General features: G+C 68.3%; 12 protein-coding genes, 2 tRNA genes and 3 pseudogenes. 8 read left to right on the plus strand and 9 right to left on the minus strand.

What is annotated here, in order from left to right; all coding sequences use genetic code 11:
• The 6 genes and pseudogenes from kynB (at position 1) to ACFJIX_RS28730 (ending at position 5,373) form a co-directional block, all read left to right on the plus strand.
• Positions 1 to 648 (plus strand): arylformamidase, encoded by a 648-nt coding sequence (kynB, locus tag ACFJIX_RS28705; protein WP_377156215.1) that lies wholly within the window; start codon positions 1 to 3, stop codon positions 646 to 648.
• A gap of 29 nt (positions 649 to 677) precedes the next feature.
• Positions 678 to 1,984 (plus strand): annotated as a pseudogene (kynU, locus tag ACFJIX_RS28710) (kynureninase).
• Between the two features lie 8 nt (positions 1,985 to 1,992).
• A complete protein-coding gene (kynA, locus tag ACFJIX_RS28715) occupies positions 1,993 to 2,901 on the plus strand; it encodes a tryptophan 2,3-dioxygenase (protein ID WP_377156216.1) in 909 nt (302 codons plus the stop codon).
• 242 nt (positions 2,902 to 3,143) lie between these two features.
• A pseudogene (locus ACFJIX_RS28720) lies at positions 3,144 to 4,669 on the plus strand (aminopeptidase P family N-terminal domain-containing protein); the annotation flags it as partial.
• 102 nt (positions 4,670 to 4,771) lie between these two features.
• Positions 4,772 to 4,960, plus strand: a complete 189-nt coding sequence (locus ACFJIX_RS28725) for a M24 family metallopeptidase C-terminal domain-containing protein (RefSeq protein WP_377162033.1) — start codon at positions 4,772 to 4,774, stop codon at positions 4,958 to 4,960.
• Between the two features lie 131 nt (positions 4,961 to 5,091).
• A complete protein-coding gene (locus tag ACFJIX_RS28730) occupies positions 5,092 to 5,373 on the plus strand; it encodes a hypothetical protein (RefSeq protein WP_377156218.1) in 282 nt (93 codons plus the stop codon).
• Positions 5,374 to 5,416: 43 nt separating this feature from the next.
• Here ACFJIX_RS28730 and ACFJIX_RS28735 read toward each other — a convergent pair whose 3' ends face one another.
• From ACFJIX_RS28735 to ACFJIX_RS28755, 5 genes are all read right to left on the minus strand, one after another.
• Positions 5,417 to 5,566 carry a LytTR family DNA-binding domain-containing protein gene (locus ACFJIX_RS28735; RefSeq protein WP_377156219.1) on the minus strand — a complete coding sequence of 50 codons (150 nt, stop codon included), beginning with the start codon at positions 5,564 to 5,566 and terminating at the stop codon, positions 5,417 to 5,419.
• On the minus strand, positions 5,499 to 6,260 hold the full coding sequence (locus ACFJIX_RS28740; protein ID WP_377156221.1) for a LytR/AlgR family response regulator transcription factor: 762 nt from the start codon (positions 6,258 to 6,260) through the stop codon (positions 5,499 to 5,501). The genes ACFJIX_RS28735 and ACFJIX_RS28740 overlap by 68 nt, the downstream gene beginning before the upstream one ends.
• Before the next feature lies 1 nt (position 6,261).
• A complete protein-coding gene (locus ACFJIX_RS28745) occupies positions 6,262 to 7,353 on the minus strand; it encodes a sensor histidine kinase (protein WP_377156222.1) in 1,092 nt (363 codons plus the stop codon).
• Positions 7,354 to 7,580: 227 nt separating this feature from the next.
• On the minus strand, positions 7,581 to 7,835 hold the full coding sequence (locus ACFJIX_RS28750; RefSeq protein WP_377156224.1) for a hypothetical protein: 255 nt from the start codon (positions 7,833 to 7,835) through the stop codon (positions 7,581 to 7,583).
• Positions 7,836 to 7,990: 155 nt separating this feature from the next.
• A complete protein-coding gene (locus tag ACFJIX_RS28755; RefSeq protein ID WP_377156226.1) occupies positions 7,991 to 8,566 on the minus strand; it encodes a hypothetical protein in 576 nt (191 codons plus the stop codon).
• A 247-nt stretch (positions 8,567 to 8,813) separates the two neighbouring features.
• On the opposite strand from ACFJIX_RS28755, the gene ACFJIX_RS28760 reads away from it, so the two are divergent.
• Positions 8,814 to 11,078: a RelA/SpoT family protein gene (locus tag ACFJIX_RS28760; protein ID WP_377156228.1), complete on the plus strand. Its 2,265-nt coding sequence runs from the start codon at positions 8,814 to 8,816 to the stop codon at positions 11,076 to 11,078.
• On the opposite strand, the gene greB is transcribed toward ACFJIX_RS28760, so the two are convergent.
• Positions 11,079 to 11,648, minus strand: coding sequence for a transcription elongation factor GreB (greB, locus tag ACFJIX_RS28765; RefSeq protein WP_377156230.1), 570 nt, complete (start codon positions 11,646 to 11,648; stop codon positions 11,079 to 11,081).
• Between the two features lie 117 nt (positions 11,649 to 11,765).
• Between greB and ACFJIX_RS28770 the strand changes: the two are divergent.
• A pseudogene (locus ACFJIX_RS28770) lies at positions 11,766 to 12,874 on the plus strand (CaiB/BaiF CoA transferase family protein).
• A gap of 115 nt (positions 12,875 to 12,989) precedes the next feature.
• Here the strand turns inward: ACFJIX_RS28770 and ACFJIX_RS28775 are convergent.
• From ACFJIX_RS28775 to ACFJIX_RS28785, 3 genes are all read right to left on the minus strand, one after another.
• Positions 12,990 to 13,066: transfer RNA gene (locus ACFJIX_RS28775), tRNA-Arg, on the minus strand.
• 111 nt (positions 13,067 to 13,177) lie between these two features.
• Positions 13,178 to 13,254, minus strand: a tRNA-Arg gene (locus tag ACFJIX_RS28780).
• Between the two features lie 94 nt (positions 13,255 to 13,348).
• Complete coding sequence (locus ACFJIX_RS28785; RefSeq protein ID WP_377156231.1) at positions 13,349 to 14,596, minus strand: heme biosynthesis HemY N-terminal domain-containing protein; 1,248 nt, start codon at positions 14,594 to 14,596, stop codon at positions 13,349 to 13,351.
• Between the last annotated feature and the right edge of the window lie 8 nt (positions 14,597 to 14,604).

The following is a 14,604-nucleotide window of genomic DNA, read 5'->3' on the forward strand; positions in this document are numbered from 1 at the left end:
ATGAAGTCAACCAGTCCTTCCCCTCGGCGATCGCTGTGGGACATCTCGCCGGTGGTGGCGCCCGACGCGCCGATCTTTCCCGGCGACGAGCCTTACGCGTTGAAGTGGACCGCCCGCCTGTCGCCGGACTGTCCGGTGAACCTGAGCGCGATCACGATGTCGCCGCACGTGGGCGCGCATGCCGATGCGCCCTTGCATTACGCCGACGGCGTCGCGAGCGCGGCGGAGGTCGCGCTTGATCCCTACCTCGGGCCCTGCCGCGTGATCCATGCGATCGGCTGCGGACCGCTGATCCGCATCGAGCATCTGGAACACGCCGTGCAGGACATGCCGGCGCGCGTGCTGGTGCGCTGCAACGAGCGCGCGGACACGGTCTGGAATCCCGACTTCAGCGCCTATGCGCCGGAGACCGTCGAGTGGCTCGCCGCACGCGGCGTGAAACTGATCGGACTCGACACGCCGAGCGTCGATCCCGCGACCAGCAAGACGCTGGACAGTCATCAGCGGCTGCTGCGTCTGGATCTGCGCGTGCTGGAGAACCTCGTGCTCGACGAGGTGCCCGAGGGCGACTATGAGCTGATCGCGCTGCCGCTGAAGCTGGCCGGCGCGTGCGCGTCGCCGGTGCGCGCGGTGCTGCGGTCGCTGTGACCCCTCTTCCCAATTCATCTGGATCATTGATGACGACAAGACAAGACTGCCTGGCCCTGGACGCCGCCGATCCGCTGGGGCCGTTGAAGGACCAGTTCTCGCTGCCCGCAGGCACGCTCTACCTGGACGGCAATTCGCTCGGCGCGATGCCCAAGGCGACCGCCGCGCGCGTGCAGCAGGTCATCGCCGAGGAATGGGGCCGCGACTTGATCAAGAGCTGGAACACCGCCGGCTGGATCGACCTGCCCTCGCGCATCGGCGACAAGATCGGTCGCCTGATCGGCGCAAAGCCTGGCGAGACCATCGTCGCGGATTCGACCTCGCTCAACCTCTACAAGGTGCTGAGCGCGGCGCTGCGTATCGTCAAGGCGGACGACGCCGGCGAGCGCCGCACGGTCGTGTCTCGGAACGCAGCAACTTCCCGACCGACCTCTACATCGCGGAAAGCCTGGCCGAGCAGTTCGGCATGACGCTCCACCTGGTCGACCACGTCGATGAGATTCCTTCGCTGCTGAACGAACGGCTCGCGGTGCTGATGCTCACCGAGGTCAACTACCGCACCGGCCGCAAGCACGACATGAAGGCGGTGACCGCCGCGGCCCACGCGGCCGGCGCGCTGACGGTGTGGGACCTCGCGCACTCGGCGGGCGCGGTCCCGGTCGACCTGAACGGCGCGGATGCGGACTTCGCCATCGGCTGCGGCTACAAGTACCTCAACGGCGGTCCTGGCGCTCCCGCCTTCGTCTGGGCGCATCCACGCCACGCGGACCGCTTCTGGCAGCCCCTGTCGGGCTGGCTGGGTCACGCATCGCCGTTCCAATTCACGTCGAAATACGCGCCCGCGCCAGGCATCAAGCGCTACATCTGCGGCACGCCCGCGATCCTCTCGACGGCGGCGCTGGAGTGCGGCGTGGACACGCTGCTCGCGGCAGAGCCCTTCGGCGGGATGACGGCGTTGCGCGAGAAGTCGATCGCGCTGACCGAGCTGTTCGCGCGTCTGGCCGAGCAACGCTGCGGCGAGCAAGGCATCTACGTCGTCTCGCCGCGTGACGCCGCGCTGCGCGGCAGCCAGGTCTGCCTGGCGCTGAAAGCACCGCTGCACGAGACCACCGGCTATGCGGTGGTGCAGGCGCTGATCGAGCGCGGCGTGATCGGCGATTTCCGCGCGGGCGACCCGACGCGCCTCCACGAGGTGCCGCACATCCTGCGCTTCGGCTTCACGCCGCTGTACATCGGCTTCGCCGACGCGTGGGACGCGGTCGAGCACCTGCACCAGGTGCTGGCCACCGAGGAATGGCGCGAGGCGCGCTTCAACAAGAAGGCGGCAGTGACATGAGTTGCCCGATGGGACATGGCTCCGGCGCGGCCTCGGACGGCGTCGACAAGGGCGCACCGGGCGCCGGGAAAGAAGCCGGGCAAGTCGGCGAAGCGATCGTCCGCGAGGAAGGCGCGCAGCTCGATTTCTCCAAGGACATGAGCTACGGCGACTACCTGCGCCTGGATCAGGTGCTGAGCGCGCAGCACCCGCTCTCGCCCGACCACAACGAGATGCTCTTCATCATCCAGCACCAGACCTCGGAGCTGTGGATGAAGCTGATGCTGCACGAGCTGCATGGCGCGGTGACGCATGTGGCGTCGGACCAGTTGCCCGAAGCCTTCAAGATGCTGGCGCGGGTGTCGCGGATCATGGAGCAGCTCGTCCACGCCTGGGACGTGCTCAGCACCATGACGCCGCCGGAATACTCGGCCATCCGGCCCTACCTCTCCAACAGCAGCGGCTTCCAGAGCGCGCAGTACCGGCGCATCGAGTTCATGCTCGGCAACAAGAACGCCGCAATGCTCAAGCCGCACGCGCATCGCGCCGATCTGCTGGCCGATGTGCAGGCGGCTTACGAAGCGCCCTCGCTGTATGACGAAGTCCTGCGGCTGCTGAAGCGCCGCGGCATCGACGTGCCGGCCGCTGCGCTCGATCGCGACTGGACGCAGCCGCGCTCCGCCGACGACGGTGTCAAGGCCGCGTGGCTCGAGGTCTACCGCGATCCGAAGGCGCATTGGGACCTGTACCAGATGGGCGAGGAACTCGTCGACCTCGAAGACGCCTTCCGGCTTTGGCGGTTCCGCCATGTCACGACCGTGGAACGCGTCATCGGCTTCAAGCGAGGCACCGGCGGGACGGGCGGCGTCAGCTACCTGCGCAAGATGCTCGACGTCGTGCTGTTTCCCGAGCTGTGGGCGTTGCGGACGGAGCTCTGAATTCAGGGACCGAGCGCTCGCGGGGCGACCAAGCCCCCTGACGCCATCTCCCTCCTTTGGCGGCCGCCACGGCCGCCAAATTCCCTCCCTAAGTTCCGTCAAGGGGGCCTGGTCGCCCCGCTCCGGTACACCTCGCACGCTCGTTGGAGGGGGCGGGACGGTCGCTTCTACAATTCGGGGACTTCGAAGTGGGGATCTATCCGGTCACCCACGGTCCGCTCGCCAACCCGCCGAGGCCCGCCATGGATACCCGCCTTTCCCAGATCAAGCTGCGCATCTCCAGATTGCGCGACGCACTGCGCAACGCCGGCGCCCACGCCATCCTCGTCCCCTCGGCCGATCCGCATCTCTCCGAATACCTGCCGCGTCGCTGGCAAGCCCGCGAAGTCTTCTCCGGGTTCACCGGGTCGATGGGCACGCTGGTCGTCACGCTGGATGACGCCCAACTCTTTGCCGACAGCCGCTACTGGACCTCGGCCGAACGCGAACTCGCCAACAGCGGCATCAACCTCTTCAAGATCCCCACCGGCGCCTCCAGCCAGCACATCACCTGGATCGCGGACAAGCTCCAGAGCGGCCAGACGCTGGTCGTCGACGGCCAGGTGCTCGGCCTTGCGGTGGCGCAGCAGCTGCGCGCCGCGCTCGGCGCCAAGGGCGTGCTGATCAATACCGCCATCGACCTGATCGACCAGGCCTGGGACGACCGCCCCGGACTGCCCGACGCCCCCATCTACGAACACGCCTCGCCGCAGGCCACCGTCAGCCGCGCCGACAAGCTTCAGCAGGTCCGCGAAGGCATGGCCAGGCACGGCGCCTCCCACCACCTGATCTCCAGCGTCGACGACATCGCCTGGCTGTTCAACCTGCGCGGCTCGGACGTCACCTACAACCCGGTGTTCCTGGCGCATGCGCTGCTCGACAAGAATGGCGCGACGCTGTTCGTGCAACCCGGCAAGATCGACGCAGCCCTCGAGCAGCGTCTCTCGGCCGACGGCGTGCGCCTTGCGCCTTATGCCGACGCCCGCGCTTCGCTGGGCGCCCTGCCCGCGGATGCCAAGGTGCTGATCGATCCGCGCCGCGTCACGCTCGGCCTGCGCGAGGCGCTGCCCGCGTCGGCGACCGTCGTCGAGGCCATCAACCCCAGCACCCTGCTGAAGAGCCGCAAGAACGCGGCCGAAGCGCAGTTCATCCGTCAGGCGATGGAGCAGGACGGCGCCGCGATGTGCGCGTTCTACGCCTGGTTCGAAGCAGCGATGGCGCGCGGCGAGGCGATCTCCGAACTCACCATCGACGAACGTCTGACCGCCGAGCGCGCCAAACGCCCCGGCTTCGTCGGCCTGTCGTTCTCGACGATCGCCGGCTTCAACGCCAATGGCGCGATGCCGCATTACCGCGCGGTGCCGGAGTCCTTCTCCCAGATCGACGGCAACGGCCTGCTGCTGATCGACTCGGGCGGCCAGTACCTCGGCGGCACGACCGACATCACCCGCGTCTGGCCGATCGGCGCCATCACCGACGACCACAAGCGCGACTACACGCTGGTACTCAAGGGCACGATCGCGCTGTCGCGCACCGCGTTCCCCGCGGCACGCTGAGCCCGATGCTCGACGCCATCGCCCGCGCCCCGCTGTGGGCCTACGGCCTGGACTACGGCCACGGGACCGGCCACGGCGTCGGCTACTTCATGAACGTCCATGAAGGCCCGCAGAGCATCTCGAAGGCCGTGCCCGATGCGAACATGGCCATGGAGCCCGGCATGATCACGTCGATCGAACCCGGCCTCTATCGCCCCGGCCAATGGGGGGTGCGAATCGAGAACCTGGTGCTGAACGTGGCCTTCGACACCCCCGAAAAGGGGCAGTTCGGCGAGATGCTGGCGTTCGAGACGCTGACGCTGTGCCCGATCGACACGCGTTGCATCGCGCTGGCCTTGCTGTCGGAAGACGAACTGGCATGGCTGAATGCGTATCACGCCGAAGTGCGCCGCCGCCTGGCACCACTGGTCGACGGCGAGGCGCTGGCGTGGCTGAACACCCGCACCGAGGCGCTGCAACGTTGATCGCCAGACCGTCCATGCGACGGATGGCGGAAAAGCGCGGTTGATCCGCGCTTTTTTACGTCCGGCCTCGCTGGAAGCGCTCCGGGCCGCCACCTAGACTTGTTCCAGGTTGTCGACGAGGAGCAGAGACCATGGACACCCGACTCTCTCAAGCGTGGAACGGCTGGCGCGCCTTGGCGCGACACAGGCCGCCGACCAACGACGAGCACGAACTGCACCGTTTCTCCGACGGCGCCATGCACACGGCCTTGATGGTCGCGATCATCGCGGTGGCCGTGATGGCCGCCGTTCAGATGGTCAACGTCGCCGCCCCGATGTGGCAGCTGGAACCCGTCGTCGTGCAGGGCAAGGCGCAGCAGGTGCCGCTGCCCGCCGCGCCGCAGCCACTGGAACAGGCGCAACCCGGGCGCTGAGCCCCGCGGGACCGGCCACGCCGGTCCCCGCTGCCGGCCCGTCTCACATCTGCCGGAACAGGTGCAGGTAACTGCGGCTGACCGGCAGCACTTCGGGGCGGGCCTTCAGGTGGAGGTCCGCCGTTTCATTGGGACCACGCGTGACGTGACTGATCGCGTGCAGGTTCACGACGACCGAGCGATGGACCTGCACGAAGCGCTGTGCGTCGAGCCGCTCGATCAGCTCGCGGATCGGCGTGCGGGATGAGGGCCTCCCCCTCCGCGGTGACGACCAGCGTGTACTTCTCATCCGATCGCAGGAACAGGATGTCGTCGACCGGGATCAGCTTCAGCGTCGAGCCCACCGAGGCTCGGATCCATTGCAGCGGTCCGGTGTCGGTCGCCAGGCCGCCGGCCGTCGGCACAGGCGCGCCCGGCGGACGGGCCATGCGCCGGGCGAGCTCGTCGATGACGGCTTCGAGCGCCGCCTGACTCCCCTCCGCGCGCGATCGCCGGGGCGATTCGGCCAGACGCTCCTTGAGCCGCCCGACCGTGTCGGCAAGGCGAACCTCGTCGACCGGTTTGACCAGGTAGTCGATCGCGCCGCGCTCGAAGGCCTGCAGCGCATATTCCTCGAAGGCGGTCACGAACACCACCTGCGCCTGGCGCGCGATCTGCCGCGCCGCTTCCATCCCGTTCAGGCCCGGCATGTGGACGTCGAGGAAGGCGATGTCGGGCCGATGGACTTCGAACATCTCGACCGCCTCGCGTCCGTTGCGCGCCTGCGCGACGACGCGCAACTCCGGCCACAGCAAGCCGAGACTGCGCTGCAGGCTGTCGCGGAGCAGCGGTTCGTCATCGGCGATCAGGGCCGTCGGCGCGTGGGCGGAGTGGGTGGAGGAGCTCATGTCATTGCGGCGTGAAGCGCAGTTCGGCGCACAGGCCGTGCGGCAGATTCTCGGTGAGCGCCAGCGTGGCGCCGAGGCCGTAGAACAGCGTCAGCCGCTCGCGCAGGTTGCGCAGTCCGGTGCCGCTGCCCATGCTCTGCGTCATGCCGACACCGGAATCGCTGACCCACAGCCGGACCTGCCCGTCGTGCAGCGCGCCGCCGACCTCGATGCGGCCACCCTCCTCGCTCGGATCGATGCCGTGGCGCACGGCGTTCTCGACCAGCGTCAGCAGCGCCATGGGCGGAAAGCGCAGGCCGCCGAGCGCCGGCGGCAGCTCGACGACGTAGTCCAACCGGTCCGGCATCCGCAGATGCATCAGCTCAAGGTAGGCACGGACCAGCGCCACCTCGTCCGACAGCGTCGTGGCATCGCCTTGCAGCCTCGGCATCGCCGCACGCAGGTAGGCGATCAGGCTCCGCAGCACCGGTGCGGCTTGCGGCGAACCGGTCTCCACCAGCGCACGGACATTGGCCAGCGTGTTGAACAGGAAATGCGGCTCCACCTGCGCTTGCAGCAGCCGCAGGCGGGCGTCCAGCGCCTGGCGCTCCAGCTCGCTCCGTTCGAGCTCGAAGCTGAGCGCCTGGTTGCGGGCTTCGGCGTCCCGCTGGCGGTAGAGCGCGCCCATCGCCAGCAGCGGCCCGACCACCAGGCCCGAACCCGCAATCCAGAGGAAGCCGAGCATCCGGGATTCGGACTCGACGAAGCTGGAAAAGTCGCCGCCGACGGCGACCATGTAGACCGCCAACGTGGCCAGCGGCACCGCCGCCGCCACGACGACGACCTGGAACAGCCAGCGCGCCCACCAGCGCGGCAGACGGCGCGGCCACTGCCCCGCCGCGGAGAACGCCAGCAGCGCCAGCATGCCCACGAACATCGTCCGCCCCAGCAGGACCGGGAACGGCGTGATGAAGATCGGTTGCAGCGCCAGCGCGAAGACGGTGGCCAGCGCCAGGGCCAGCAGGACGCGCTGGGGCGTCAGGTAGGAGACGAAACCATGCCAGGCCGGGTGCGGAGGCTCGACGGGGCTGACAGGGAGGACCGGGGTCGACATGCCCGCACGATAGCGGGCCCGCCGCGACGATCCAAGCGCGGGCCGGCTCTCACGCGACGAAGCACGGGATGGGCCGCTTGAGCCACGAAGACCGGGCCGGCAATCGCCCCCCACTCGCGGCAGCGTGGTCAAGAAATCTTCGAACAGCCTGTCGTCGGACAGGGGGGCGTCGGAGAAGTCGTCGGAGCAGTCGTCGGACAGGCCGTCCTCGAACGGGCCGGCCGCGTTCATGCGTACATCCCGATCCGGCACATCACCGCTTCCTTGCCGGCATTGATGGCGAAGCGCAGCGCCTCCGCCGGCGTCGCCCAGCCGTAGCCGCCGGCCAGGTTCTCGTCACGGAAGGCCTCGCGCTTGTTCACCGCCTCGCTGTGCCCCGTCCGCACCACGACGACCGCCGCCACATAGCCGAACTGGCGCGGACGTTCGATCGCGCCGGCATAGATGCGGTAGTCCCCGGTCTCGATTTCGGCGAAGTGCATGGCTGACTCCTTCAACGACAGGCAGCTCGTCGGGAGCCGCGATGGAGTCGACTGTGCGCGCTGCAACGCGCGATGCATACCCAACTGAGGAGGGCCCTCGGAAGGGGGAGTCCGTCCCGGATCCCCCCAATCGGGCGATGGGCCCGGGCTTCAGTTCAGAACTGGTTGTTCGCGATCGAGGTGTACTCGCGCAGCTCGGCTTCGACGACGCGCTTGGGCGGCACGTCCGCCGGGCGCTGGCCCAGCGTGGGATGGAGGACGTCGTAGGCCCGACGCTCCGACGGCGAAATCACGCCGTTCTGGTCGGAATCGGCTTCGGCATACACCAGGTTGGGCACCAGGCTGATCGGCTCGGGGAACTTCTCGTCCTCGGACACCACGGCGGCCCGGGCATTCGACGGCTGGAAGGAGGTGCTCTGCGCCGTCACGGTCGTGGGGGCGGCCGGCGCCGGTGCCGGTGCCGGCGCTGGAACTGAGGCCGTTTGGGTCGACGCCACTTGAGCGGGCGCCGTTTGAGCGGACGGCGTTTGAGCGGACGGCGTCTGAGCCGGCGACGCCGTGCCGGAGGCCGCCAGGCTGGTCGCCTGCGGGGACAGGCTCACCACGGCGGACGCCTCGGCCTGCGAAGCGGTCGAGGGGTCGTAGACATCGGCTTCGCGCACGCGGGCCGACTGCCCGGTGCTCGCACCGGGTCCGTTCACATTCGTCGAGTTGTTCAGGGCAGCAATCATGGCGAGCCTCCCGCGAGGTGTCCGCACATTTCGGCCAGCGGATGCCGGGACCGGGACACGTCCCGGGCCAACGCCCTTTCAGGGCATGATCGGTTTATCGGCGGGCGATCTCCGGACTTTAGGCCTCAGTCCGCGCCTTTCGCACTTTCTTGATAGGGATAAACCCCTAATCCCGTGCGGGAAGGAGCTTCGAGCCCGCAAGCCCACTCACCGGAAACCCCTGTCGCCTTCGGTTAAATTGCAACGCATGGGTCTCCGCTCCTTCGCAACCGCTCACATTCCAGGTCTGACCGGACTGGCAGGCCCCAAGGCCACGCCGGACACGGCCGCCGAGGCGTCCTCGTTCGACGCGCTCGTGGATCGCCTGCACTACCTCCCCAAGGCCGACGTCAAGCGCATCCGGGAGGCCTACAAGTTCGCGGACGAGGCCCATCTGGGCCAGTTCCGGGCCAGCGGCGAGCCCTACATCACCCATCCGATCGCCGTCGCCGGCCTGTGCGCCGACTGGCGCCTGGACGCGCAGGCCATCATGGCCGCGCTGATGCACGACGCGATGGAGGATTGCGGCGTCACCAAGACCGAGCTGATCGAACGCTTCGAGGCGCCGACCGCGGAACTGGTCGACGGCCTGACCAAGCTGGACAAGCTGCAGTTCTCGACCCGCGAGGAATCGCAGGCGGAGAGCTTCCGCAAGATGCTGCTGGCGATGGCGCGGGACGTCCGCGTCATCCTGATCAAGCTGGCCGACCGCCTGCACAACATGCGCACGATGCAGCACATGGCGTTCGACAAGCGACGACGCATCGCCCGCGAGACGCTCGACATCTACGCCCCCATCGCCCACCGGCTCGGCCTCAACGAGATCTACCGGGAACTGCAGGAACTGTCGTTCCAGTACATCCACCCGTGGCGCCACGGCGCGCTGGCCAAGGCCGTCACGAAGGCGCGCGGTCACCGGCGCGACCTGGTGTCGCGCATCGAGCGCGATGTGCAGAAGGCCTTCGCCGAGGCCAACCTGCGCGTCGAGATCCAGGGCCGCGAGAAGACGCTGTTCAGCATCTACAAGAAGATGAGAGAGAAGCACCTGAGCTTCGCGCAGGTCAGCGACATCTTCGGCTTCCGCGTCATCGTGCAGGACCTGCCGCAGTGCTACTGGTCGCTGGGCGTGCTGCACCAGCTCTACAAGCCGCAGCCGGGCCGCTTCAAGGACTACGTCGCCATTCCCAAGCCCAACGGCTACCAGTCGCTGCACACGACGCTGGTCAGCCCGCTCGGCACACCGGTGGAGTTCCAGATGCGCACCGAGGCGATGCACATGGTCGCCGAGAAGGGCGTGGCCGCGCACTGGCTGTACAAGAGCAAGGGCGACGCCAAGGGCGCGCAGCAGCTGGGATCGCGCTGGCTGCAGTCGCTGCTGGACATCCAGGACGAAACCCGCGACGCGACCGAATTCCTGGAGCACGTCAAGATCGACCTGTTCCCGGACGCGGTCTACGTGTTCACGCCGAAGTCCAAGATCATGGCGCTGCCCAAGGGCGCGACGCCGGTGGACTTCGCCTACGCGATCCACTCGGACGTAGGCGACCATTGCGTCGCCGCCAAGGTCAACGGCGAGCCCGTGCCGCTGCGCACCGAGCTGCGCAGCGGGGACGTGATCGAGGTGGTCACCGCCGCCGGCGCGCGGCCGAATCCGGCCTGGCTGAGTTTCGTGCGCACCGGCCGGGCACGCTCCAAGATCCGGCACTTCCTGAAGAACCTGGAGCAGGAGGAATCCCGCGAGCTCGGCCACAAGATGCTGGCCCAGGCGCTGCGCGCCGAAGGCCTGGCGCTGCCCAGCCTGCAGCCCGAGGACGAGACCGCCGCCGCGCTGTGGCAGGACCTGGCCCGCTGGGCGGGCAACCGGCATGTCGACGAGCTCCTCGTCGAGATCGGCCTGGGGCGCAAGATCGCGACGATCGTCGCGAAGAAGCTGGCGCGCACGCTGTCCGACCAGGGCCAGCGGCCCGACGCGGTGCTGCTGACGATGGGCCGTTTCGCCACCGATGACGCACCGGCGCAGGGTCAGGTCTTGATCGACGGCAGCGAGGGCGCATCGGTGCGGCTGGCCACCTGCTGCCGGCCGATTCCTGGCGACGACATCAAGGGCTATCTCGGCCGCGGCGAGGGGCTGGTGGTGCACACGGCCGAGTGCTCGGTCGGAAGACGCCTGTTCCAGCGCGACAGCGAGCACTGGATCGCCGTCGGCTGGGGCGAGGAACTGAGCCGCAGCTTCGAGGCGGAGGTCGGCGTGCTGATGCGCAACGGCAAGGGCGTGCTGGCGCAGATCGCGACCGCCGTCAGCAGCGCCGAGGCCGACATCACCCACATCGCGATGAGCGACGACTCCCAGCAGCGCGAGACGGCGGAGATGACGCTGCTGCTGGCGGTGCGCGACCGGCTGCACCTGGCCGACGCGCTGCGCACGCTCAAGCGCTCGAGCGCCGTGATGCGCGCGTGGCGCGTGAAGCCCTGATCAGGCGCCGGGCTTGGCGGGCGTCGGGTAGCGGACCTCGACAACCTCGATCGGCTCCACGCCGACCGGCGTCACCAGCTGCAGTTCATCGCCCTCGCGCGCCTTCAGCAGCGTGCGCGCGATCGGCGACACCCAGCTCACCTCGCCCGCCAGGCTGTCCGACTCGTCGATGCCCTTGATGGTGATGGTCCGCTCCTCGCCTTTCGAATTGGCGTAGGTCACGGTCGCGCCGAAGAACACCTGGTCGCTGCCGTGATGGGCGCTGGGGTCGACGACCTCGGCGATGTCCAGCCGCTTCGTCAGGAAGCGCAGACGGCGGTCGATCTCGCGCAGCCGCTTCTTGCCGTAGAGGTAGTCGCCGTTCTCCGAGCGGTCGCCGTTCTTCGCGGCCCAGGAGACGATCTCGACGATCTTGGGACGCTCGACGTCCAGCAGCTGCATGAACTCGGCGCGCAGCCGGGCGTAACCCTCCGGCGTCATGTAGTTGCGCGAGCCCTGGGGCAATGCGGGCAGCGACGGGCCGTCGTCATCGTCGTCGCTCTCGGATTCCTTCGTGAATGCCTTGCTCATGAGGCTATTGTGTCGCGCACCGGGCCTGCCCTGATCGTGTCGTCGTCCAGCGGTCCGGAGAATCAGGCCCCAACACGCTATGGTGTGACGACTCCACATCCCCAGGGAAGGCGCGGCATGAACGACACCACGGACCCGGGCGCGAGCGGGCCCTTGAGCGGATTGCGAATCGTCGAGTTCGCCGGCATCGGCCCCGCGCCCTTCGCAGGGCTCGTGCTGGCCGATTTCGGCGCCGATGTGACCGTCGTCGAGCGCCCGGGCGGCGAAACCCGGCTCGGTGGCGGCGCGGCGCTGCATCGCGGCAAGACCGTCGTGCAGGCGGATCTGAAGTCACCCGCCGGGCTGGCACGGGTGCGCGAGATCGTCGCCGGCGCCGACGCGCTGATCGAAGGCTTCCGGCCGGGCGTGATGGAAAGGCTCGGGTTGGGCCCGGACACGCTGTTGGCGGCCTACCCCAGGCTGGTTTACGCCCGGCTCACCGGTTGGGGCCAGACAGGGCCGATGGCGCAGCGTGCCGGCCACGACATCAACTATGTCGCGCTGAGCGGCCTGATGCCCTTCGCGGCGCGTCCCGGCCAGGCTCCCGCGCTACCGGCCACCCTGCTCGGCGACATCGGTGGCGGCGCGTTGACGATGCTCTTCGGACTGATGTGCGCGTTGTGGGAGTCGCGCCTTTCAGGCCGGGGCAGGTCGTGGACGCGGCGATCGTCGACGGCGTCGGCTACATGGGGACCCTCATCCAGGCGCTGCGCGCCGGCGGCCGGTGGGACGACGATCCGTCGCGCAACCTCTTCCTGCATCGCTCGCATTTCTACGATTGTTTCGAATGCGCGGACGGTCGCTGGCTGTCGCTGGGGGCGATCGAAGCGCCCTTCCAGCAGAAACTCATGGCGCGGCTTGGCCTCCCGGCGACATCCCAGGACGATCCCGCGCATTGGCCGGCTTTGCGCGAGGCGGTCGCCGCGCGGATCCTGCAGGAGCCGCTCGCGCACTGGGTGGCTGCGTTCGAAGGAAGCGACGCCTGCGTCGCACCGGTACTGACCGCCGCTGAAGCGCCCTTGCATGCCCATCAGCAGGCCCGCCGCAACTTCTTCATGCAGGACGGACTGGCGTGGCCGATGCCGGCACCGAAACTCTCCCGCACGCCAGCCCGGCCAGGTCCTCCGGTCCCCGAGAACGATCTCCCGCAGGAGTTATTCGGTGCGGACGATATTCGCCCAAGATAATCCCCCGCGGTCATTCAATCTGTCTCGCGAATGGATTCACGGGGAATCAGCGGAAATCCGAAAATGCGTCGGACAAAGAAAAACGCCAGCGTCTTTCAACGCTGGCGTTTCGATTTGGTGCGGCTGGCAGGATTCGAACCCACGACCCCTTGGTTCGTAGCCAAGTACTCTATCCAACTGAGCTACAGCCGCTCGACTTTTACTGATCAGGAACCGCCGTCGTGGAAGCGATCCCAGGTTTTTGTTGTTACTTTTTCTTTTGCTTGCCGAATCTCCGGTGACCCGGACATTCAACAGTTTTTCTGGTGCGGCTGGCAGGATTCGAACCCACGACCCCTTGGTTCGTAGCCAAGTACTCTATCCAACTGAGCTACAGCCGCTGAAAGACTGCGACTATAGCATGCGTTTTTGCGGGTCTGCAAGTATCTCGGCGAAAAATCATTCCATCGACCGGGCTGCGTCCCACGCGAACCCTCAGCCCAAGCGCGCGGCGGCTTCGTAACAGCGGGCGCGGCGTTCCGCGTCGTCGTCCTGGTCCGCCATCTCGGCCAGTCGCAGCCAACTGCGGCGACGCGCGTTGACCGTCAATTCGCGGTCCTCGGCGGCCTGCTCCAACATCAGGCGCGCCTTGCCCCACAACTGCCGTTCCGCCAGCGCGTGGCCCAGCGCGAACGCCATCATGCCGTCGCGGGGGAAGCGCTGCACGGCGCCCTCCAGCCGCTGCAGCCACTCCGGCCCCAGTCCCGGCATGCACAGCACCAGCGCCTCGGCCAACGCCTGGCGTTCGTCCGAGCCCTGCTCGGCGATCGATTCCCAGAAGGGCCGCAGCCAGCCCCGACCGTCCTCCGGCGCCCCGAGACCGGCCGCGCAGTTCGCGGCGCGCGAGGCCACGAACACATCGCGCCGATCCGACGCGTCCAGTTGCTGCCAGATGCCGCGCAGTTGATCGATGTCGCGCGCGGTGTCCAGCGCCTCGCAGGCGAGCGAGCGCAGCAGTCCCTGCGCCGCCGCCTTCGAGAAGCCCTGGTGCTTGGCCAGCAGGCGCGCGGTACGCAGCGCCTCGAGCGGCTCGTGCGCGAGTCGGCTGCCCTGCAGCTTCAACCGCAGCGCCTGCGTGCGGCGCGCGACACCCGGCGTGAGTTCCCCGAGCAGCCCCAGCGCGCGCGGCGCGTCGCGATCGTCGAGCGCCCATTCGGCGGCCAGCAATCTCGCGCCCTCTTCCTGCACGCGGGCACCGGCCGTCGCCGCCGCCACCTGCAGGGCCTGACGGAGGTGCTCGTCGCGGTTGCGTCTGTCCTGCAGCCGGTGCGCGCTCTGTGCCGCCACCAGGTGCGCCAGGGCCATGAAGGCGCCATCCTGCGCCAGGTCGGGCGTCTGCGCCTGGATGGCGAGCGCGCGTTGCGCCGCCTTCTGCGCGCGGCTGTAGCGGGCGCCAAAATACTCCGCCCAGGCCTCGCGCAAGGCGATCTGGGCGCTGCGTTCGCGCTGGGCCATCCGCCACAGGCGTGCACGCTTGGGCAGCGTCAGCAGCGCGTCCAATGTCTGCATCAGCGTCATCAGCGCGAAGCAGCCCGCCACCAGCAGCAGCAGGAACAGGTTGAGCGACAGGTCCATGCGCCAGCCGCGCACGTAGAAGCTGGCCAGCGCGTCGTTGTTGCCCAGCATCAGCGCCGCGACCACGGCCGCGACGAACAGCAGCAGAAGCCAGATCACCATGCGCATGGTGATCT

The sequence above is a fragment of the Roseateles sp. UC29_93 genome, assembly GCF_042695725.1.
GTDB classification, from domain to species: Bacteria; Pseudomonadota; Gammaproteobacteria; order Burkholderiales; family Burkholderiaceae_C; genus Roseateles; species Roseateles noduli_A.

Coding starts and splice junctions, on each gene's coding strand:
- ACFJIX_RS28725 (WP_377162033.1), top strand. CDS start 4,772: ATGCTGGCGTTCGAGACGCTGACGCTGTGCCCGATCGACACGCGTTGC.
- kynB (WP_377156215.1), top strand. CDS start 1: ATGAAGTCAACCAGTCCTTCCCCTCGGCGATCGCTGTGGGACATCTCG.
- kynA (WP_377156216.1), top strand. CDS start 1,993: ATGGGACATGGCTCCGGCGCGGCCTCGGACGGCGTCGACAAGGGCGCA.
- ACFJIX_RS28750 (WP_377156224.1), bottom strand. CDS start 7,835: ATGCACTTCGCCGAAATCGAGACCGGGGACTACCGCATCTATGCCGGC.
- ACFJIX_RS28730 (WP_377156218.1), top strand. CDS start 5,092: ATGGACACCCGACTCTCTCAAGCGTGGAACGGCTGGCGCGCCTTGGCG.
- ACFJIX_RS28755 (WP_377156226.1), bottom strand. CDS start 8,566: ATGATTGCTGCCCTGAACAACTCGACGAATGTGAACGGACCCGGTGCG.
- greB (WP_377156230.1), bottom strand. CDS start 11,648: ATGAGCAAGGCATTCACGAAGGAATCCGAGAGCGACGACGATGACGAC.
- ACFJIX_RS28745 (WP_377156222.1), bottom strand. CDS start 7,353: ATGTCGACCCCGGTCCTCCCTGTCAGCCCCGTCGAGCCTCCGCACCCG.
- ACFJIX_RS28760 (WP_377156228.1), top strand. CDS start 8,814: ATGGGTCTCCGCTCCTTCGCAACCGCTCACATTCCAGGTCTGACCGGA.
- ACFJIX_RS28740 (WP_377156221.1), bottom strand. CDS start 6,260: ATGAGCTCCTCCACCCACTCCGCCCACGCGCCGACGGCCCTGATCGCC.
- ACFJIX_RS28785 (WP_377156231.1), bottom strand. CDS start 14,596: ATGCGCATGGTGATCTGGCTTCTGCTGCTGTTCGTCGCGGCCGTGGTC.